Here is a 19,622-nt window from a genome sequence, read left to right as displayed (position 1 = left end):
CTATGATTTTCATCATTCCATTGTTTATTCCATTCTTGCTATTGTTGGAATCAATTCTTTCACTCAATTTCTTGCTTGCTATTTTAGTATTTGTTTTATTTCCTATTGTCAGCAAGTTGATAGGTCCTCTTCGCCCTGACAATATTATTGTGCGCGGTAGGCTGAGCAAAGCTGTAGCTAATATTTCGCTATGTTTGTATCCATGTGTATCTTTGTTTGCCATGCATTATGTTTTAATTAGATTTGTATATGTTGATTTTTCAGTGCCATCTTCTCTATTTGTCTTTTTCTCATTGTGGTTGGTTGCTTCTTTGAATTTGCCGGTTCTTCATGAAATGATTCATCGTAAAGATGTTTTGACTAAATTGTACTGTGAAGCTTTGCTTATTTTGTTTGTGTTTCCGATTTTTAAAGAGGATCACCTGGCGCATCATGTGAGGGAGGGACATGATGGGTCGAGTGATTATGGGAATGTTGGCGTTAGTGTTTACAGATATCTATTGTGTAGGCCGATCTGGGTTGTGCGTGATGTGTGGCATTTAAATCGGCTGGTGTTGTGTGATATACGTTTGGTTCGATTTTTTATTATTTTGCGATTATTGCTATCGTGTGCTTTGTGGATTTACATTGTTCGTGCAAATGGTAAAGTAGCATTCCTTTGGCTCATTGCTATCTTTCTTGTTCATCTTTCATATGGTGTTATTTCATATGTGCAGCATTATGGCTTGTCAGCAGTTGAAGGGGATTTTCAGTTTTCTTCATACTCGTGGAGTCATGATTGTTTGATACAGGCTATTTTATTGTATGGTAATTCCTTGCACCACGATCATCATCGAAGTAAAAATAAAAATTTTACCGATCTTTGTTTGTATCCGCGCAGTTTAATCACTCCTTATTCGTATTTGTATCTGTTTTTTATTGCATTTTCCCCTCGATTTTTTGATCGGGTCATGAGGGAAGCGTTGAGCAAATATCATCAATCTCCATCAGGCTTGGACGGTGGTAGGCACTACTTTTGTTGAACATGTTTGTTTGCCCAACTTGGGGCGTTTGGATTCTTGAGTGTGCGATGAAAAAAGCCACAGTAGCTGTTGGCCACCGTGGCAAGTCCGAGGAAGTGTGCTGCAGAGAACGCAGGAAAATCAGTAGAACTCAGGACGCTCCGGCATGCTGATGCCAACCACGGCACCGTTTTGCTGTGCCAGCACGCAGGCATCTGCAGCCACGGCGGCAGCGTAGCCATCCCAGGCGGAGGGGCCGGTGAGACAACCGGCCTGCACACCGTCGATGAAAGCTTGCAGCTCTACGTCGTAAGCGGCGATGAAGCGTTGCTTCCAGTCAGTGAGGATGGCGGTGGAGTAGCTGGCCGCGCTGCGTAGCGGCACGCTGGACGGTTCGGGCAGGCTGGCAATGCCGGTTTCGCCCACGATCTGGCACTGGATGTCATAGCCATACTGGCAGTTGACGAAGATTTCCACATCGATGCGCACGCCGCTGACGGTTTCCAGCAACACGATCTGCGGGTCGGCCAGATGCGGCAGCGCATGGCTGCTCTTGCGCGGGAAAACCACCTGCGCCGAGACATAGTCTTCGTCCAGCAGCCAACGCAGGACGTCCAGCTCGTGAATCAGCGTATCTGTAATGGCCATCGGTGTGGTGTAGTTCTCACCCACCGAGGGGTTGCGATGAGCGCAGTGCAGCATCAGCGGAGCACCGATACGACCTTCCTGCAGTACTTGCTTGAGCGCACGGTATCCGGCGTCATAGGGACGCATGAAGCCAACTTGCACCAGCCGTTTGCCACGTGCCAGTTCAGCATTAACGATGCGCATGCAGCCCTCGGCAGTGACGGCCAGCGGTTTTTCGCAGAATACCGGTTTGCCGGCGGCAATGGCGGCCAGCACAAATTCTTCATGGCTTGGGCCCCAGGAGGTAACCAGCACCGCCTCCACCGCCGGGTCGTTGATCAGCGCCTGGGCGCTGTCGTGTACGCTGGCGACCAACTGGTATTGCTTTACCGTGGCCTCGGCTTGCAAGGGGTTAATGTCGTTGACGGCAACCACGCTTGCGCCGGACAGGGTCTGGCTGATGCGGCGGATGTGGTCCTGCCCGATGGCTCCGGTGCCGATGACACCAATGGCTAAACTCATGTTTGTCTCCTTGGTCTTGCTTGTTGTGTGATCTGCCGGTTTAGCCGGCCAGTTGCTGGCGGATGTAATCCATGCTGTTACGCAGCAGGGCTTCGCTGTCCGGCGCTTCCATGATCTCGTTGGCAAAGGGTTCGAACGACACCAGGCCCTGGTAGCCACGGGCCAGCAGCTCCTTTAATTGCGGGATATTGCCCAGCCGGTCGGCACTGCCAACCAGCACGCGGTGGCCGTCACGCATTTCTGTGCTGGCCAGGGTGGTGGATTCCACGCCGGAGATGTGCACCAGCCCGGTCAGTTCCGGGAAGAAAATGTCTTCGCCAGCCAGATGGTGGTGGAAGGTGTCGTGCACCAGGCGGAAGTGGCGTTCACCTGCCGCCGCGTAGATGGCGGTGACTGCTTCGGACTTACGGCGCAGCGCACATTCCTCAAAACCCAGCGGCTCCACCAGCCCGGTAATGCCGTGGTCGTCCAGAATGGGCTTAAGTTGTTTGAGCGCATGGATAAGGTCCTGCTGGCGCTGGCTGTCAGTGCGGGTGTCATCGCGGCTGTTGAGCGGGCACATCACCAGCGCCTCTGCACCACAGTCGCGGGCATAGGCGGCCAGCTGCACGGCACGTTGTTGCAGGTCGGTATCAAACACATCAAACGGGTAGAGCGCATTGATGGTGCGGATGGTGATGTCCGCCTCGACGGCAGCTGCGCGCAGCTGTGCGGCAGGAGTGCCATTGCTGATTTCCACACCGTTCAGGTCGTTGCGGATTTCTATGTCGCTCACACCCAGTCGGCGGCACATGGCCAGATAATCCGGGAACGACAGGTGCGGCGCGCTGATGCGGTTGATGGCAAAGCGGATGGGGTGGCGCATGGTGGTCTTTCTGTGAATGAGGGTCGGGGCTACTTTTGTTGAAAATACTGGTCCAGATAGCGCCGTATTTCCTGCAGCATGAAGCGGGACGAGTCGTCAGCACGTTCTTCCCAGGCAAACACGCAGGAGGACAGCACGCCGTCAAAGCCGATGCCGGCCAGGGTGGCAAAAAACACATCCCAGTCGATTTCGCCCTGGCCGATATCCAGATGCTGATGCACGCGTACATTGGCACCGGGCGGGTTGACGATATAGCGCAGGCCGGATGAAGCCTTGTGGTTGAAGGTGTCGGCCACGCGTACATGAGCCAGTACCGGTGCGGCGGCGCGCAGCATGGCGGCCATGTCGTCGCCGTAATAGAAAGTGTGCGGCGCGATATAGGACAGCTTCACATTGGCTGAACCAATTACCTGCACGATGTCCAGTGCGGGCTGGAAGGTTTCCACCCAGTCTTCAGGGTGTGGCTCGATCGACAGCTGCAGGCCTTCGCGCTCGAAGATCGGCACCAGCTCGTCCATAGAACGCCAGAAGGCGGCTTCGCATTGCTCCGGAGTATTGATGCCAGCACCCAACCCGACGGAACGCTCTGGCGATGCACCCCGACCGAATTCGGAAATCATGGTGTCGCATTCCAGTTCCACCGCAATTTCGATGGCCTTTTTCCAGTATTTCATCGCCGCCTGCCGTTCATCTTCAAACGGGCTGGACCAGCGGTACATCGGTTGCAGCGTGGCCAAGCTGACGCCATGTTCGCGCATGGCCTGCTTGAAACCGGCCAGCCGTTGGCCATTGGCACGCGGCATGGCCCACCATTGCAGCAGGTCGGCGCGTGGGGATAGCTCGATGTGGCGGTAGCCCAGCTCCGCCGTCTTGCGGCACAGCGCCGGCAGGCTGAGGTGCCGGTGCATGTATGGGTCAAGCGCAATCTTCATGTCGTCCTCCATGTGTTGTGGTATTGCCTGATAGCCATGTTGCAGTGCACCTGATGCCAAAGGGTTAGATCCTTGTGGTAAAAGGGCTGCAGCAGGTGGTAATGAGGCTGACTCTAGAGAAGGAAAGCAGGCTTTTCAGTTGCTGATTTGACGATAAATCGTCAATGTGGGCTGATTGCCACAATGCTTGACTCCAGGGGACATACGCATGACCCAGCCGCCACGGCGTAAGAAAACAGCCCGTTTCATCGAAATCGCCGCTGCTGCCGGCGTCAGCGTGGCCACGGTGGACAGGGTGTTGAACGAGCGAGGCAGTGTCTCGGCCACGGCGCGCGCCAAGGTGATAGCGGCTGCGCGTGAGCTGGCGGTGCCACGGCTGTTACCGGATACCCGCCACGGGCTGATTCATCTGGACATCCTGTTGCCGGATAACCAATCCCCCTTCTTTCGGCGGCTGCGGCAGGCCTTGCAAGCGGCACTGCCGATGCTGGACCGCCGGGTAGTAGTGCACCAGCAGACGCTGGGGGAAAAGGATGAAGCCGCCATGGTGCGCGCCTTGCGTCCCCGGCCGTACCCACGGCAGGGGCTGATTGTGGCGGCACCGGATACTCCCGCTGTGCAGCTGGCCATGCAAGCGGCCATCCAGCGCGGCGAGCAGGTGGCGTTGGTGGTGAGTAATGTGGCCGGTCTGCCGCAGGCTCGCTATGTGGGCATAGACAACCATGCTGCCGGGCGGACTGCCGGCTGGCTGCTGGGCCGTCTGTGTCCGCAAGCGGGCAGGGTGCTGTTGCTGTCCAGTCGGCCGGACTACCGTGGCCATCTGGAGCGTGCCAGCGGTTGTGCCCAGGTGCTGGCACAACGCTTTCCTCATTTGCAGTGTGATCAGGTGGCCACCGCCACCCATGACGATGCCGACCGTTGCTATACCGCGGTCAGTCATGCTTTCAAGCAGGGTCGGCCGATTGCCGGAATTTACAACAGCGGGGCGGGCTCACCCGGCATTGAGGCTGCGCTGCGCCGCTATGCCATCCACGACAAGGTGTGCTGGGTAACACACGAGCTGTCGGACGACCACCGGCAGTATCTGCAGCAGGGGCTGTTGGATGTGGTGATTGATCAGGACCCGGATGGCCAGGCCATCAAGGCCCTGCAACATGTGCTGGCAGCACTGGGGGTATTGCCGCAGGGAGGCGAAATCGGGGCGGCTGAATTCCGCCTTTATCTGGCAGAGAACATGTCGGCTTCGCCCTATCTGTCTCCCTAGCAAGCATGGTCTGGTTTACGGAAATTGTTTTTCAAAATAAAATTAAAATGAAAAATAATTTGCAATCATTCGGAAATCTTATATCGTAGTGGCAGGCTGTTCCTTACTCTCGATGACGTCATGCTGGCACCGCCCGGTCAGCTGATGTCATCGCCCCCTGGAGAATGGATGTGAAAACCGTACGTCTCACCGTGGCCCAGGCGCTGGTGCGCTATCTGGCCGCGCAGTTTGTCACCATGCCGGATGGCAGCCGGGAGCGGCTGTTTGGCGGCGTGTGGGCCATATTCGGCCACGGCAATGTGGCCGGTCTGGGCGAAGCCTTGCAGGCAGCGCAGGATGTGCTGCCTACCTTGCGCGCCCACAACGAGCAGGGCATGGCACTGGCCGCCACCGCCTATGCCAAGGCGCATTTTCGCCGTCGCATGATGGCGGTCAGCACCTCCATCGGCCCCGGTTGTACCAATCTGGTCACTGCCGCTGCGGTGGCCCATGTCAACCGCCTGCCTATGCTCTTGTTGCCGGGTGATGTGTTCATCTCGCGTGCGCCGGACCCGGTATTGCAGCAAGTGGAAGATTTTCAGGATGGCGGTGTGTCGGCGGTGGATTGCCTGCGGCCGGTATCGCGCTACTTCGACCGCATCGTGGTGCCATCCCAGTTGTTGACCGCCTTGCCGCGTGCCATTGCCACCCTTACCGACCCGGCGCAGTGCGGTCCGGTGACACTGGCCCTGCCGCAGGATGTGCAGGCGCAGGCCTTTGACTGGCCGGAAGCCTTCTTTGCTGAGCGTGACATCCATTTCCGTCAGCCACCGGCGGAACCCACCGAGCTGGCGGCTCTGGCCAGCTTGTTGCGCCAGGCCAAACGCCCGCTCATCGTGTGTGGTGGCGGGGTGCTGTACAGCGCGGGTGGTGCTGACGCGCTACGCCAGTTTGCCGAAACACATGGTATTCCGGTTGGCGAGAGTCAGGCGGGCAAGGGCGCGCTGGCCTGGGATCACCCGCTGCTGGCCGGTTCCATCGGCGTGACTGGTTCCCCGGCGGCCAACGAGCTGGCTGCACAAGCCGACCTGGTGCTGGCGGTGGGCAGCCGTTTGCAGGACTTCACCACCGGTTCACATGCGCTGTACGCGCAGGCCACGCTGTTGTCCATCAATGTGAATGGCTTTGATGCCGGCAAGTGGGGCGGCCACGGCCTGCAATGTGATGCTGCGGTCGGGCTGGCGGCACTGAGTGCAGCGCTGGAAGGCTGGCAGGCCGATGCCGACTGGACCGCGCACAGCCAGCGCCTGTGCAATGGCTGGCGCCGTCAGGTGGACGAAATTGTGCGCAGCCCGCGTGCCAGCCTGCCCACCTATGCCGAGGCCATCGGCGCAGTGCAGGCCTCGGCAGCGGATTCGGCCGAACGCGACATTGTGGTATGCGCTGCCGGTACGCTGCCGGCCGAGCTGCACAAGTTGTGGCGCACCAGTACGCCCGGTGGTTATCACATGGAGTACGGCTTTTCCTGCATGGGTTACGAGGTGGCCGGTGGCCTGGGGGTGAAGATGGCCCGGCCGGAACGCGAAGTCATCGTGATGGTGGGCGATGGCAGCTACCTGATGCTGAACAATGAGCTGGCCACTTCGGTGATGCTGGGTCACAAGATCATCGTGGTGCTGCTGGACAATGCCGGTTACGCCTGCATCAACCGCTTGCAGCAGGCCTGCGGCGGTGCGCCTTTCAACAATATGCTGGTCGACTGTCTGCATGGCGAGCATGGTATCCCGCAGGTCGATTTTGCCCGGAATGCCCGTTCGCTGGGTGCCGAGGCCGAAACCGTCGGCTCGGTGGCCGAACTGCTGGCCGCCATGGTGCGCGCCCGGGCATCCAGCCGCAGTTACCTGATCCAGCTGCGTATCGATGGCCCGCAATGCACCCCGGAAGGCGGCAGCTGGTGGGAGGTGGGCATTCCGGAAGTGTCCGAACGCGAAGCGGTACGCAATGCCCGTGCCGACTATGAACAGGCCCGCCAGCGTCAACGCCTGGGCTGAGCCGGATGACAACAAGGAGAGAGAGCGTGACAGATTTCGATGTGCGTATTGGCATCAACCCCATTTCCTGGAGTAATGACGACCTGCCGCAACTGGGTGGACATATTCCGTTGGAAACCTGCCTGCAGGAGGGCGCGGAAATCGGCTATGCCGGCTTCGAGCTGGGCAACAAGTTTCCCAAAGACCCGCAGGCCCTGCGCGACAAGATGGCCGAATACGGTGTGGCCGTGGTGTCCGGCTGGCATTCCGGTCATCTGGCCGAGGGCTCGGTGGAAGATGAAATCGCAGCAGCCACTGCCCATGTGGACAAGCTGGTGTTCAACGGTTGCCAGGTGCTGGTGTATGGCGAGGTGGCCGGTTCGGTGCAGGGACAGCAGCAAACGCCACTTTCGCAACGGCCTCGCTTTGCCAGCCAGCAGCAATGGCGGGATTACGCCGCGCGGCTGGATGCGTTTGCTGCCTGGCTGAAGGGGAAGGGCATCACTCTGGCTTATCACCATCACATGGGTGCGTATTGCGAAACCAGTGCCGACCTGGACTTGCTGATGTCACTCACCGGGCCGGATGTCGGCCTGCTGTTTGATACCGGCCACATCACTTTTGCCGGAGGCGACGCCTATGTCGAGCTGCTCAAGCATGTGGACCGGGTGGTGCATGTGCATTGCAAGGATGTCCGACGGACGGTGATGCAACAGGCCAGAGAGGAAAACTGGAGCTTTCTGGATGCCGTACTCAAGGGCGTGTTTACCGTACCGGGCGACGGCATGATCGACTTCGCTCCCATTCTGGCCACGCTGCAACGACATGGCTACCGGGGCTGGCTGGTGGTGGAGGCCGAGCAGGACCCGGCGCTGGCACCCAGCTATGAATATGCCAAGAAGGGTTACGACTATCTGGCCGCTTTGTGTGCCAGCCTGCGCCAGCCGGTTGTTGCCTGAAACCGCTTGCTGCCAGTGCAACTGGTCGCTGAGTCAGTAGCCATGCCATGTCGGCATGGCTTTTTCATTTTTCCGCCCTTGTTGTTGCATTTGTTCCCGGTTAAAACCTTTTAAATCAGTGGGATGGCCATGCTGTGCATGGCGCTATGGCAGGGCCTTGGCCAGCCAGGGCAACTGGTTCATCTGGCAAAATATAGAAAAACATTTCTAAGTGCAGTGCAGCATGAAATTTTATTTGCAATATTGATGCGGCTCACTTATCTTAGCTGCACGACAACACGATATGCGCTTCGCATTGCACTGCAACATGAGCGGTCGGCGGCATGTCGGGATCGAACCCACACCATAAGGACAGGAGACGCATCAATGAAACGCATCACCAAGCTTGCTGGTTCCGCAGTGTTCTTTTCCCTCACCATGCTGGCCATGCCGGCATCCGCCGCCAAACTGGGCGTGACCATGTCTGCCTTTGACGACAACTTTCTCACCGTGCTGCGCAACAACATGAAAACCTACGCCGGCAGCCAGAAGGGTGTGGACATCCAGTTTGAAGATGCGCAGAACGACGTTGGCCGCCAGCTCAGCCAGGTACAAAACTTCATTGCCCAGAAAGTGGACGCCATCATCGTCAACGTGGTGGATACCGATGCCACCCCGAAAATCACCAAGCTGGCGCAAAGCGCCGGCATTCCGCTGGTGTACGTAAACCGCATGCCGGCTGACAAGACCCTGCCTGCCAAGGTGGCCTTTGTCGGCTCCAACGAGGCCGAATCCGGCACCGTACAGATGAAAGAGGTGTGCCGCCTGATGAAGGGCAAGGGCAATATCGTGGTGATGATGGGCGACCTGGCCAACCAGGCAGCACGTCAGCGTACCAAGGACGTGGAAGAAGTCATCGCCAAGGCCCCGTGTAACGGCATCAGGATTGTAGAAAAACAGACCGCCAAATGGTCGCGCACCGATGGCCGCGACCTGATGATGAACTGGCTGAGTGCCGGCCTGCAGTTTGACGCCGTGGTGTCCAATAACGACGAAATGGCACTGGGTGCCATCCAGGCGCTCAAGTCTGCCAAGCGTCTGGACAAAACCATCGTGGCTGGCGTGGATGCTACCCAGGATGCCCTCACCGCGATGAAAAACGGCGAGCTGAAAGTCACCGTGTTCCAGAATGCCGCCGGTCAGGGCAAGGGTGCGGTAGACACCGCATTGAAGCTGTCGCGTGGCGAGAAGCTGCCGTCGATGATCTGGGTGCCGTTCGAGCTGGTCACCCCGGCCAACCTGAAGAACTACCAGTCGCGCAACTAATGCTGAAGCGGGCGGTAGCAAGAGACTGCCGCCCGGTACTCAAGGAGGAGAGCAAGCCATGTTGAGCCTGGCCCCGGAAAAACCGAAGGCAGCCGCACCGTCCCACCCGCCGGTGAACAGCGAAACGCTGCTGATTGAAGTGGAAGGCGTGCGCAAGGCTTTTCCCGGTGTGGTGGCGCTGGATGATGTGTCCTTCCGCCTGCGCGCCGGAACCGTGCATGCGCTGATGGGAGAAAACGGCGCCGGCAAGTCCACGCTGATGAAAATCCTGGCCGGGGTGTATATCCCGGACAAGGGCGTGTACCGCCTGCACGGCCGCGAAATTGCGCTGACTTCGCCGCTGGATGCCCTGGAAAACGGCATCGCCATGATTCATCAGGAACTGAACCTGATGCCCTTCATGAGCATTGCCGAAAACATCTGGATCCGCCGCGAACCGCTGAACCGCTTCGGCCTGATCGACCACGCCAGGATGTACCAGATGACCCGCGAGCTGTTTGCCCAGCTGGCCATTGATCTGGACCCCGAGGCCAAGGTGGCCAGCCTGAGCATTTCCAGCCGCCAGATGGTGGAGATTGCCCGTGCGGTGTCGTACAACTCCGACGTGCTGATCATGGACGAACCCACGTCAGCGCTGACCGAGCACGAAGTCGCCCACCTGTTCCGCATCGTGCGCATGCTGCGCGAACAGGGCAAGGGCATCATCTACATCACCCACAAGATGAACGAGCTGTTCGAGATTGCCGACGAGGTGTCGGTATTCCGCGATGGCCATTTCATCGGCTGCAAGCGGGTGGAGCAGCTGACGCATGATGAAGTGATCCGCATGATGGTGGGGCGTGAAATCACCGAGATGTTCCCCAAGACCATCGTGCCGATTGGCGAGGTGGCACTGGAAGTGGAACACCTCACCCTCGATGGCGTATTCCACGATGTGTCCTTTTCCGTGCGTCAGGGGGAAATCCTCGGCGTGGCAGGGCTGATCGGCTCCGGCCGCAGCAATGTGGCGGAAACCCTGTTTGGCGTCAGCCCGGCCAGCAGCGGCCAGATCCGCATCAATGGCCAGGCGGTGACGGTGGATTCCCCGCGTACTGCCATGCAGCACGGCATGGCCTTTCTCACCGAAGACCGCAAGGACACCGGCTGTTTTCTCAACCTGAGCATTCAGGAAAACATGCAGATCTCGGTGCTGGGCGGTGACAACCTCAAGGCCGGTTTTGTCCGCCAGCAGGCGCTGGACAGCATGTGCGCGGCCATGTCCGGCACGCTGCGGGTGAAAACGCCGAATCTGGACGAACGCATCGAAAACCTGTCCGGTGGCAACCAGCAAAAAGTGCTGATTGGCCGCTGGCTGCTGACCAATCCGAAAATACTGATTCTGGATGAACCCACCCGCGGCATCGACGTGGGCGCCAAGGCCGAAATCCACAAGCTGATCTGCAAGCTGGCCGGGCAGGGTGTGGCCGTCATCATGATTTCGTCCGAGTTGCCCGAAGTACTGGGCATGAGCGACCGCATCATGGTGATGCACGAGGGCAGGGTGACCGGCATTGTCGAGCGCGCCGATGCCACCCAGGTCAGCATCATGACACTGGCTGCCGGCTGACACTGCCGCCAGCCAAGCAAAGCACAATAACAGCAGGAGAAGACGAGATGGCAATCAGCAATACGCAGCCGCTGGACAAGGCAGCAAAATCCGGCGCATTTGGCTTCAGGATTCCCGCCGAAGCACGCATTTTCATGGTGCTGCTGGGCGTGGCCCTGATATTCGAACTGTTGGGCTGGCTGTTCGTCGGCCAGAGCTTCATCGCCAACAAGGAAAGACTGATCGTGATGGTGCTGCAGGTATCGGTCATCGGCATCATCGCGGTGGGCGTCACCCAGATCATCATCATGGGCGGTATCGACCTCTCATCCGGCTCGGTGGTGGCGCTCACCGCCATGGTGTCGGCCAGTCTGGCGCAAACCTCCGACTTTGCCCGCGCCGTATTCCCCGCGCTGACCGACCTGCCGGTGATTGCACCGCTGGCAGCCGGTTTGCTGGTGGGGCTGGTGTGTGGCCTGATCAATGGCACGGTGATTGCCAAGACCGCCATTCCGCCCTTCATCGCCACGCTGGGAGTGATGGTGACTGCACGCGGCATGGCCAAGTGGTACACCAAGGGTGAGCCCATCAGCATGCTGTCGGACAACTATGCCGCGATTGGTGCCGGCATCAACCCGGTCATCATCTTCCTGGTGACGGCGCTGGTGTTCCACATCATCCTCAGCTACACCCGCTACGGCAAATACACTTACGCCATCGGCGCCAACCGTGCCGCTGCGCGGGTGGCCGGCATCAATGTCAACCGCCACCTGATTCTGGTGTATACCGTGGCCGGCCTGTTGTCCGGTCTGGCCGGGGTGGTGACGTCGGCGCGGGCGGTGTCCGGTCAGGCCGGCATGGGCATGATGTACGAGCTGGACGCGATTGCCGCTGCGGTCATCGGTGGCACCTCGCTCAATGGTGGCCTGGGCAAGATTACCGGCACGGTGATCGGCACGCTGATTCTGGGCACCATGACCTCCGGCTTCACCTTCCTGCGTATCGACGCTTATTACCAGGAAATCGTCAAAGGCATCATCATCGTGGTGGCCGTGGTGGCAGACCAGTACCGCCAGCGTAATCGCCGCAGCTGATAGCCTGGCATCACACAGCGGGTGTGGCAGCGGTTAAACTGTGGCCGGAGTCACACCCGGCTGTCCTGATGCGACATGACAATGCGGCAGGAATCTCTCAGCAGGGTGTTGATCGGGAAGGTGCGCCTTCCCGTTTTTTCATTGTTGCGGAAACCTGTTGTGCGCCCGAATCCAGTTGTGAGAGTAGATCAAGCGGTACGTCCCGGACTGGCAGAAGCCACGCTGGTGCTGGTGACCCTGATTGCCGGTTTTGGCTGGCTGTGTTCCAAGGAAGTGCTGCGCGGCATGCCGCCCTTGCTGTTTCTGGGAGTGCGCTTTGGCAGTGCCGGTGTGGTGCTGACCTTGCTAGCGTGCTGGCGTGCCCAGCCATTGCCTTGGCGTTTGCCTGCCAGTAGCTGGTGGAGTGCGCTGATGCTGGCCTTGGCCATGGTGCTGTGGATGCTGGCCTTGCAGCAAAGCAACAACCTGGGCGTGGGTGCCTTCATCGGCAGCCTGGGCGTGGTGTTGGCACCAGTGTTGGCGCGGCTGATGTTTGGCACCGTGCTGCTGGCGCAAACCTTGTGGGCCATGCCGCTGGCCGCGCTGGGTGTGGCGGCCATGGCCTTGCATGGTGGCTGGCAGCTGGGTGCGGCCGACAGCCTGTTTCTGGCTTCGGCCGTGGCGATGTCGGTGTTTCTCAATCTGAATGGCAGGGCAGGGGCGAAGGCGCCGGCATTGAGCCTGACCGCCTTGCAGCTGCTGCTGGCCGGAGTGGCCGGTTTGGTCGGCAGTGTACTAGTGGAACACTGGCCATCCCGGCTGAGCGGTGAGCTGATGGCCTGGCTGCTGGTAAGCATCCTGCTGGCCACCTGTGGCCGCTTCTTCCTGCAAGGCTGGGCGCAGGCACGGGTGCCGATGCAGCGTTCCGCCTTCATCCTGCTGCTGGAGCCGGTGTGGACCGCCATGCTGGCCTGGTGGTGGTTTGGCAGCGGCATGAGCGCCAGTCAGCTGACCGGCGCGGGACTGATCATGTCGTCCTTGCTGATCAGTCGTCGTAAGCCCCGGCGTCGCGGGTCTCTTCAATCACCAGTTCCAGCCGGTAAGACAGGGCAATGAACAAGGCCTGACACAGGCTGATGGTGCTGGTGAGCGAGCGGAAGGAAAACGCGGTGCCCTCTTTTACCGTCAGCACCGCATCGGCATTGCGTGCCAGCGGGCTTAACTGGCTGTCGGTAATCACCAGCTGCTTTGCCTTGTTTTGTCCGGCTACACGTGCGCAGTAACGGGTTTCCTTGCCATAAGGCTGGAAGCTGATGGCGATCATCAGGTCGTTTTCGCGGATGCTGCGGATCTGGTCGTGGTACATGCCGCCAAGGCCGGATACCAGATGCACCCGCTTGGCCGTGTGCTGCAGGGCATAGCTGATATAGCTGGCAATCGGAAACATGCGCCGCACCGCCACCACATAGATATTGTCCGCCTTCACCAGCAATTCCACTGCCTTGTCGATGGCCGCCGGGTCCAGCGCTTGCGACAACTCGTCCAGCCCTTGCTGGCAGGCAGCAATGAAGTTCTGCGTCACCTGGGTGTTGCTCAGCGGCGTGTCCTGCGTGGCAATCACGCTTCGGATGCGTTTCTGGTAATTGTTGACATTGCCCCCGGCCGGGGCAAAGGCATCGCGGAACACCGTCTGCATGTCGGAAAAGCCGCTGAAACCAAAGCGCTGGGCAAAACGCACGATGGCGGAAGGTTGCACCTCGCAGGCCTGGGCAATGTCGGTAATGCGCTCCAGCACCAGGGTCTGGCGGTGTTCTTCTACATATTTGGCAATCACTTTCAGCTGCTTGCTCAGGTCTTCGTATTCCTCGGCGATGCGTTGCATCAGCTGATCGGCGCTTATTTCCTTGGTCATGGCAGGAATGTTCGGCAATGTGGATGGCGTCATTTTAGAGTGAAACCGGCGCACTACAAAAACATTTTTCGGAAAATAATTTCTATTAGAAAATAAATACGAAAAAAAAGTTGCATTCGTCAGTCCGGCGATTTATGCTGGACTTCACCGATATGGCTGACGGCGCACTTCCCCGGGCGGGTGGAGGCGGGCCGCAGCGGCGGACAGTCACTCAACGAGACAAAGAATGCACATCATGCAAAACACCACCCATTTTGCTGCCGACCGACCGCTGGACCTGATCTGCCTGGGCAGACTGGCCATCGACTTGTATGCCCGCCAACTGGGAGCCAGGCTGGAAGACGCCAGCAGCTTTGCCCGCTATCTGGGCGGCTCCTCTGCCAACATTGCTTTCGGTACTGCCCGCCTCGGCCTGAAGTCCGCCATGCTGTCCCGCGTAGGCGACGAACACATGGGCCGCTACCTGCTGGACACCCTGACAGCGGAAGGCTGTGATGTCAGCCAGGTGAAGGTGGACCCGGAACGGCTTACCGCGCTGGTGCTGTTGGGCATCAAGGACCGCGATACCTTCCCCCTGCTGTTTTACCGCGAGAACTGTGCCGACATGGCGCTGGAAGAAGCGGATATCAATGAAGACTTCATTGCCTCCAGCAAGGCGCTGCTGATTACCGGCACCCACTTTTCCACTGCCAAGGTAAATGCCGCCAGCCGCAAGGCGCTGGCGCTGGCACGAAAGCATGATGTGCGCACCGTGCTGGATATCGACTATCGCCCGGTGCTGTGGGGCATTACCGGCCGTGGCAATGGCGAAGAGCGCTATATCGCCAGCGATGGTGTGACTGCCCATTTGCAATCGGTACTGCCGCTGTTCGACCTGATTGTCGGTACCGAAGAAGAAATCAATATCGCCGGAGGCTCGGACGATTTGCTCACCAGCCTGGCCACCGTGCGCCAGCTGGCACCACATGCCACACTGGTGGTGAAGCGTGGCCCGCTGGGCTGCGCGGTGATTCCGGGTGCCATCCCGGCGCGCATCGAGGATGCCTTCTCGGTCAAGGGCGCGCAGGTGGAAGTGATGAATGTGCTGGGCGCAGGTGATGCCTTTCTGTCCGGCTTCCTGTCCGGCTGGCTGCATGGCCGCGACTATGGCTGGTGCTGCACCCGCGCCAATGCCTGCGGCGCTCTGGTGGTGTCGCGCCATGGCTGCTCGCCGGCCATGCCCACCCCGGCCGAACTGGATTATTTCCTCGGTCTGGAAACAACACCGCTGCGACCGGGTGACGATGCCACGCTCAGCCGCCTGCACCGGGTCAGCATCAAGCGCAAGCAATGGAATGACCTGTGCGTGTTTGCCTTCGATCACCGCAACCAGTTTTTCGAGCTGGCGCGGCAAAGCGGGGCGGACGAGGCGCGCATTTCCGTGCTCAAGCGCCTGCTGGTGGAGGCGGTGGCGCAAACCGAAAGCGCACTGCAACTGCAAGGCCATATCGGCATTCTGGTGGATGACCGCTACGGCGAGGATGCCATGTATGCCGCTACTGGCCGCGGCTGGTGGATAGGCCGTCCGGTGGAACTGCCCGGTTCCAACCCGCTGGAGTTCGACCGTGGCCGCACCGCCACCGCCAGGCTGGAAAGCTGGCCGCAGGAACACATCATCAAATGTCTGGTGCAGTACCACCCGGACGACACCCTGGAAAACCGGCTGGAGCAGGAAGCCCAGGTGCGCGCCATTTACGAGGCAGCGCAACTGAGTGGACATGAGCTGCTGCTGGAAGTGATTCCGTCGAAAAAGCTGCCGCAACAGCCGGATACCGTGCTGCGTGCACTCAAGCGTTTTTACAATCTGGGCATCTATCCGGAGTGGTGGAAGCTGGAATCCATGTCGGCCGCGCAATGGCAGGCGGTGGACGCGCTGCTGGCCGAGCGTGACCCCTATTGCCGTGGCGTGGTGTTGCTGGGCCTGCATGCGTCGCTGGATGTGCTGCGTCAGGGCTTTGCCGACGCGGCAGCCAGCCGCAGCTGCCGTGGTTTCATGGTGGGACGCACGCTGTTCCACGAACCGTCACAACGCTGGCTGGCCGGCGAACTGGACGACGCCGGGCTGATTGCCGCTGCGCGCAACAACTTCGAAACCCTGATCGACATCTGGCGCAGCCGTCGCCAGCCGCGCTGAGCACCCGGGAGAACAATAATGAGCAAGCCATTCAAGGTAAAAATCGGCATCAACCCCATTTCCTGGTGCAATGACGACCTGCCCTCGCTGGGCGGGGAGGTCACGCTGGACACCATTTTGCGCGAAGGTGCGCGCATCGGTTATCAGGGCTTCGAGCTGGGCAACAAGTTTCCGCGCGACCCGCAAACGCTGGCTGCCGTATTACAGCCTTATGGCGTGGAGTGCGTGTCAGGCTGGCATTCCGGATATCTGGCGGAAAGCAGCGTGGAAGAGGAAATCCGCCGCGTGGAGCCGCATCTGCAGCTGCTGGTGCAAAACGGCTGCAAGGTGATGGTGTATGGCGAGGTGGCCAGTGCCATTCAGGGCCAGCCCCAGCCCTTGTACAAGCGCCCGCGTTTTACCAGTCAACAGCAATGGCTGGCCTATGGCGCGCGGCTGAATGAATTTGCCCGCCATCTGCAATCACGCGGCATCACCCTGGCTTATCACCACCATATGGGGGCCTATGTCGAAACCGCGCAGGACATCGACCAGTTGATGGCGGTGACCGGCCCGGAAGTCGGCCTGCTGTTTGATACCGGCCACATCACTTTTGCCGGTGGCGATGCGCTGGCCGTGCTGAACAAACATATTGCCCGCGTGGTACATGTGCATTGCAAGGATGTGCGCCCGCAAGTGGTGAAGCAGGCCTGGAACGGCAACTGGAGCTTTCTGCAGGCGGTGATCAATGGTGCGTTTACCGTGCCGGGCGATGGCTGCATCGACTTTGCAGCCATTTTGCGTGCTCTGGCAGTTCACGGTTATCAGGGCTGGCTGGTGGTGGAGGCCGAGCAGGACCCGGTCGTCGCGCCCAGCTATGAATACGCCGACAAGGGCTATCGCACCTTGTCATCGCTGGTGGCGGCCATCAATCAGCAGGAAAGGAATGTGGCATGAGCTTGTTGGTCAAGGCAGGCAAAGGGCGCGAAATTGCCGACATCACCCCGCAAAGCGCCGGTTGGCAACATGTGGGTTTCCGCGCCGTGCGACTGGATGTGGGCGAACAGGAAAGCTGGCAGGATGCCGGGCGTGAATGCTGTCTGGTGGTGCTGACCGGCAAGGTGGCGGTGCAGGCAGGTAGTCTGTACTGGGACAGCCTGGGCGAGCGCAGCAGCGTGTTCGACGAACAGGCCCCGTGGGCGGTGTATGTCCCGGCCGGCGAGCCTCTTACCATCACCGCACTGACCCCGGCCGAAGTGGCCTTGTGCTCGGCACCCGGCCAGCCGGGCCGCGAGGTGCGGCTGATTGCACCTGCCAGCATGCAGCGCAGTGTGCGCGGCAAGGGGGCAAATACCCGCTATGTGACTGACATCCTGCCGCAGACCGAGCCGGCCGACGGCCTCTTGGTGGTGGAGGTGATCACCCCGTCCGGCCATTCTTCCAGCTACCCGCCGCACAAGCACGATCTGGACAATCTGCCAGCGGAAAGCGCACTGGAAGAAACTTATTACCACCGCATCGACCCGCCGCAGGGTTTTGCCTTCCAACGGGTCTACACCGACGACCGCAGCCTGGACGAATCCCACGCCGTGGAAAACCACGACGTGATGATGGTGCCGCGCGGCTATCACCCGGTGTGCGTGCCCTATGGCTACCAGTCCTATTACCTCAACGTGATGGCCGGGCCCAAACGCCAGTGGTCCTTCCACAACGACCCGCAGCACGAATGGCTGTTGCAACTGCCTGATTGAGGCCGCGGTGCCGGGCTGTCCTGGCCCGGCGCTGGTCGTCACATTCCCGCTCATTTTCCATTTGATGCCCACCGCTCAAGGGCAGGCCCCCGGCTTGCCCTCAGCAAGGAGAAACCATGTTGCAGATTCCGCATTTCATCAATGGCCAGCGTACTGCTGGTGTGGCACAGCGTTACAGTGCCGTGTTCAACCCGGCATTGGGCCGTCCGCAGGCCGAAGTGGCCCTGGCCGAGCCGCAGGATGTGGCGGCCGCGGTGGCCGCCGCTCACGCAGCGTTTCCGGCCTGGGCGGCACTGTCCCCGCTCAAGCGCTCGCGCATCCTGTTCCGCTTCAAAAGCATTCTGGAGGAACGCCAGCGCGAACTGGCAGCGGTGATTTCCAGCGAGCATGGCAAGGTGGAGTCTGACGCGCAGGGCGAAGTGCAGCGCGGGCTGGAAGTGGTGGAGTTTGCCTGCGGCATTCCGCAGTTGCTCAAGGGCGAATACACCGAACAGGTGGCCACCGGCGTGGATGCCTGGACCATGCGCCAGCCGCTGGGCGTGGTGGCCGGCATCACACCGTTCAACTTCCCGGCCATGGTGCCGATGTGGATGTTCCCGGTGGCGCTGGCCTGCGGTAATACCTTCATCCTCAAGCCTTCCGAGCGCGACCCGTCCGCCCCCTTGCTGATTGCCGAATGGCTGCAGGAAGCGGGGCTGCCGGATGGCGTGTTCAATGTGCTGCAAGGCGACAAACTGGCGGTAGACGGCCTGCTTACCCATCCGGATGTGGCCGCGGTCAGCTTTGTCGGCTCCACCCCGATTGCCCGCTATATCTATGAAACCGGTGCCGCACACGGCAAGCGGGTGCAAGCGCTGGGCGGGGCCAAGAACCACATGGTGGTGCTGCCGGATGCCGATCTGGACATGACCATAGAAGCGCTGATGGGCGCGGCCTATGGTTCGGCCGGCGAGCGTTGCATGGCCATCTCCGTGGCCGTGGCCGTGGGTGAGGTGGCTGACACACTGGTGGCGCGGCTGGCCGAGCGTACCCGTCAGCTGCGCATCAATGTCGGTACCGACCCCAAGGCCGAAATGGGCCCGCTGGTGACGCGCCAGCATCTGGACAAGGTGACTGGCTATATCGCACAGGGTGTGGCCGAAGGGGCCAGACTGGTGGTGGATGGCCGTGGCCTGGTGGTGCCGGGCTGCGAGGAAGGCTTCTTCATCGGCGGCACGCTGTTCGATCATGTCACCCCGGAGATGACCATCTATCAGGAAGAAATTTTCGGCCCGGTGCTGGCCGTGGTGCGGGTGGACAGTCTGGAAGCGGCAGTAAAGCTGATCAACCAGCACGCCTATGGGAATGGCACGGCCATCTTTACCCGCAATGGCGGTGCCGCGCGTGAGTTTGCCCATCGCATCCAGGTGGGCATGGTGGGCATCAATGTGCCGATTCCGGTGCCCATGGCCTTCCACAGCTTTGGCGGCTGGAAAGCCTCGCTGTTTGGCGACCATCACATGCACGGCCCGGAAGGTGTGCGTTTTTACACCCGCATGAAGGCCATCACCAGTCGCTGGCCGGCAGGGCAGGTGCAGAGCGCAGAATTTGCCATGCCAACCCTGGGTTGAGCGGCAGCAAGAGGGGCCATGCTTGTCGCCGGGCCTCTCTTGTTTCGGACATGGT

At 59.9% G+C, this 19,622-nt stretch carries 16 protein-coding genes; 12 read left to right on the top strand and 4 right to left on the bottom strand.

The genetic code is table 11. The features are described from left to right. Positions 1-2: 2 nt before the first annotated feature. Positions 3-1,022, top strand: coding sequence for a fatty acid desaturase (locus tag DKK66_RS02450; RefSeq protein WP_131355244.1), 1,020 nt, complete (start codon positions 3-5; stop codon positions 1,020-1,022). 120 nt (positions 1,023-1,142) lie between these two features. On the opposite strand, the gene DKK66_RS02445 is transcribed toward DKK66_RS02450, so the two are convergent. Genes DKK66_RS02445 through DKK66_RS02435 form a run of 3 tightly spaced genes read right to left on the bottom strand, consistent with a single transcriptional unit; the run spans position 1,143 to position 3,947 of the window. Beyond that, the gene (locus DKK66_RS02445; RefSeq protein ID WP_045846028.1) at positions 1,143-2,150 is read right to left on the bottom strand and encodes a Gfo/Idh/MocA family protein; all 1,008 of its coding nucleotides are present in this window, start codon (positions 2,148-2,150) and stop codon (positions 1,143-1,145) included. A 40-nt stretch (positions 2,151-2,190) separates the two neighbouring features. Then, a complete protein-coding gene (locus DKK66_RS02440) occupies positions 2,191-3,015 on the bottom strand; it encodes a TIM barrel protein (protein WP_045846027.1) in 825 nt (274 codons plus the stop codon). Between the two features lie 29 nt (positions 3,016-3,044). Then, positions 3,045-3,947 (bottom strand): sugar phosphate isomerase/epimerase family protein, encoded by a 903-nt coding sequence (locus DKK66_RS02435; protein ID WP_131355241.1) that lies wholly within the window; start codon positions 3,945-3,947, stop codon positions 3,045-3,047. Between the two features lie 208 nt (positions 3,948-4,155). On the opposite strand from DKK66_RS02435, the gene DKK66_RS02430 reads away from it, so the two are divergent. The 7 genes from DKK66_RS02430 (at position 4,156) to DKK66_RS02400 (ending at position 13,258) form a co-directional block, all read left to right on the top strand. After that, positions 4,156-5,211: a LacI family DNA-binding transcriptional regulator gene (locus tag DKK66_RS02430; protein ID WP_131355238.1), complete on the top strand. Its 1,056-nt coding sequence runs from the start codon at positions 4,156-4,158 to the stop codon at positions 5,209-5,211. Between the two features lie 170 nt (positions 5,212-5,381). Further along, positions 5,382-7,241 carry a 3D-(3,5/4)-trihydroxycyclohexane-1,2-dione acylhydrolase (decyclizing) gene (gene iolD / locus DKK66_RS02425; RefSeq protein WP_242673554.1) on the top strand — a complete coding sequence of 620 codons (1,860 nt, stop codon included), beginning with the start codon at positions 5,382-5,384 and terminating at the stop codon, positions 7,239-7,241. 26 nt (positions 7,242-7,267) lie between these two features. Next, entirely contained in the window at positions 7,268-8,179 is a 912-nt protein-coding gene (gene iolE, locus DKK66_RS02420; RefSeq protein ID WP_131355234.1) for a myo-inosose-2 dehydratase, read from the top strand. A gap of 366 nt (positions 8,180-8,545) precedes the next feature. Next, positions 8,546-9,484, top strand: a complete 939-nt coding sequence (locus tag DKK66_RS02415) for a sugar ABC transporter substrate-binding protein (protein ID WP_045846023.1) — start codon at positions 8,546-8,548, stop codon at positions 9,482-9,484. A 58-nt stretch (positions 9,485-9,542) separates the two neighbouring features. Next, complete coding sequence (locus DKK66_RS02410; protein WP_131355231.1) at positions 9,543-11,090, top strand: sugar ABC transporter ATP-binding protein; 1,548 nt, start codon at positions 9,543-9,545, stop codon at positions 11,088-11,090. A gap of 47 nt (positions 11,091-11,137) precedes the next feature. Then, entirely contained in the window at positions 11,138-12,163 is a 1,026-nt protein-coding gene (locus DKK66_RS02405) for an ABC transporter permease (protein ID WP_045846022.1), read from the top strand. A gap of 177 nt (positions 12,164-12,340) precedes the next feature. Next, entirely contained in the window at positions 12,341-13,258 is a 918-nt protein-coding gene (locus DKK66_RS02400; protein ID WP_165494094.1) for a DMT family transporter, read from the top strand. On the opposite strand, the gene DKK66_RS02395 is transcribed toward DKK66_RS02400, so the two are convergent. Further along, the gene (locus DKK66_RS02395) at positions 13,188-14,054 is read right to left on the bottom strand and encodes a MurR/RpiR family transcriptional regulator (protein ID WP_045846020.1); all 867 of its coding nucleotides are present in this window, start codon (positions 14,052-14,054) and stop codon (positions 13,188-13,190) included. The two genes, DKK66_RS02400 and DKK66_RS02395, sit on opposite strands and share 71 nt — an antisense overlap. Positions 14,055-14,289: 235 nt before the next feature. On the opposite strand from DKK66_RS02395, the gene iolC reads away from it, so the two are divergent. The 4 genes from iolC (at position 14,290) to DKK66_RS02375 (ending at position 19,567) form a co-directional block, all read left to right on the top strand. Further along, positions 14,290-16,227, top strand: coding sequence for a 5-dehydro-2-deoxygluconokinase (gene iolC / locus DKK66_RS02390; protein WP_131355225.1), 1,938 nt, complete (start codon positions 14,290-14,292; stop codon positions 16,225-16,227). Between the two features lie 18 nt (positions 16,228-16,245). Beyond that, on the top strand, positions 16,246-17,163 hold the full coding sequence (gene iolE, locus DKK66_RS02385; RefSeq protein ID WP_131355222.1) for a myo-inosose-2 dehydratase: 918 nt from the start codon (positions 16,246-16,248) through the stop codon (positions 17,161-17,163). Further along, complete coding sequence (iolB, locus tag DKK66_RS02380) at positions 17,160-17,957, top strand: 5-deoxy-glucuronate isomerase (protein WP_045846018.1); 798 nt, start codon at positions 17,160-17,162, stop codon at positions 17,955-17,957. The genes iolE (DKK66_RS02385) and iolB overlap by 4 nt, the downstream gene beginning before the upstream one ends. A 116-nt stretch (positions 17,958-18,073) precedes the next feature. After that, the gene (locus DKK66_RS02375) at positions 18,074-19,567 is read left to right on the top strand and encodes a CoA-acylating methylmalonate-semialdehyde dehydrogenase (RefSeq protein WP_131355219.1); all 1,494 of its coding nucleotides are present in this window, start codon (positions 18,074-18,076) and stop codon (positions 19,565-19,567) included. The last annotated feature ends 55 nt before the right edge of the window (positions 19,568-19,622 follow it).

The organism is Aquitalea sp. USM4 (assembly GCF_004328945.1).
GTDB classification, from domain to species: domain Bacteria; phylum Pseudomonadota; class Gammaproteobacteria; order Burkholderiales; family Chromobacteriaceae; genus Aquitalea; species Aquitalea pelogenes.
Note: the sequence above shows the minus strand (reverse complement) of the source record. Positions and strands in the feature narration are given on the sequence as shown.

What these genes read in the sequence shown, in the direction of transcription:
- DKK66_RS02450 (WP_131355244.1), top strand. Translation starts at nt 3, where the DNA reads ATGATTTTCATCATTCCATTGTTTATTCCATTCTTGCTATTGTTGGAA.
- DKK66_RS02445 (WP_045846028.1), bottom strand. Translation starts at nt 2,150, where the DNA reads ATGAGTTTAGCCATTGGTGTCATCGGCACCGGAGCCATCGGGCAGGAC.
- DKK66_RS02440 (WP_045846027.1), bottom strand. Translation starts at nt 3,015, where the DNA reads ATGCGCCACCCCATCCGCTTTGCCATCAACCGCATCAGCGCGCCGCAC.
- DKK66_RS02435 (WP_131355241.1), bottom strand. Translation starts at nt 3,947, where the DNA reads ATGAAGATTGCGCTTGACCCATACATGCACCGGCACCTCAGCCTGCCG.
- DKK66_RS02430 (WP_131355238.1), top strand. Translation starts at nt 4,156, where the DNA reads ATGACCCAGCCGCCACGGCGTAAGAAAACAGCCCGTTTCATCGAAATC.
- DKK66_RS02415 (WP_045846023.1), top strand. Translation starts at nt 8,546, where the DNA reads ATGAAACGCATCACCAAGCTTGCTGGTTCCGCAGTGTTCTTTTCCCTC.
- DKK66_RS02410 (WP_131355231.1), top strand. Translation starts at nt 9,543, where the DNA reads ATGTTGAGCCTGGCCCCGGAAAAACCGAAGGCAGCCGCACCGTCCCAC.
- DKK66_RS02405 (WP_045846022.1), top strand. Translation starts at nt 11,138, where the DNA reads ATGGCAATCAGCAATACGCAGCCGCTGGACAAGGCAGCAAAATCCGGC.
- DKK66_RS02395 (WP_045846020.1), bottom strand. Translation starts at nt 14,054, where the DNA reads ATGACCAAGGAAATAAGCGCCGATCAGCTGATGCAACGCATCGCCGAG.
- iolC (WP_131355225.1), top strand. Translation starts at nt 14,290, where the DNA reads ATGCAAAACACCACCCATTTTGCTGCCGACCGACCGCTGGACCTGATC.
- iolE (WP_131355222.1), top strand. Translation starts at nt 16,246, where the DNA reads ATGAGCAAGCCATTCAAGGTAAAAATCGGCATCAACCCCATTTCCTGG.
- iolB (WP_045846018.1), top strand. Translation starts at nt 17,160, where the DNA reads ATGAGCTTGTTGGTCAAGGCAGGCAAAGGGCGCGAAATTGCCGACATC.
- DKK66_RS02375 (WP_131355219.1), top strand. Translation starts at nt 18,074, where the DNA reads ATGTTGCAGATTCCGCATTTCATCAATGGCCAGCGTACTGCTGGTGTG.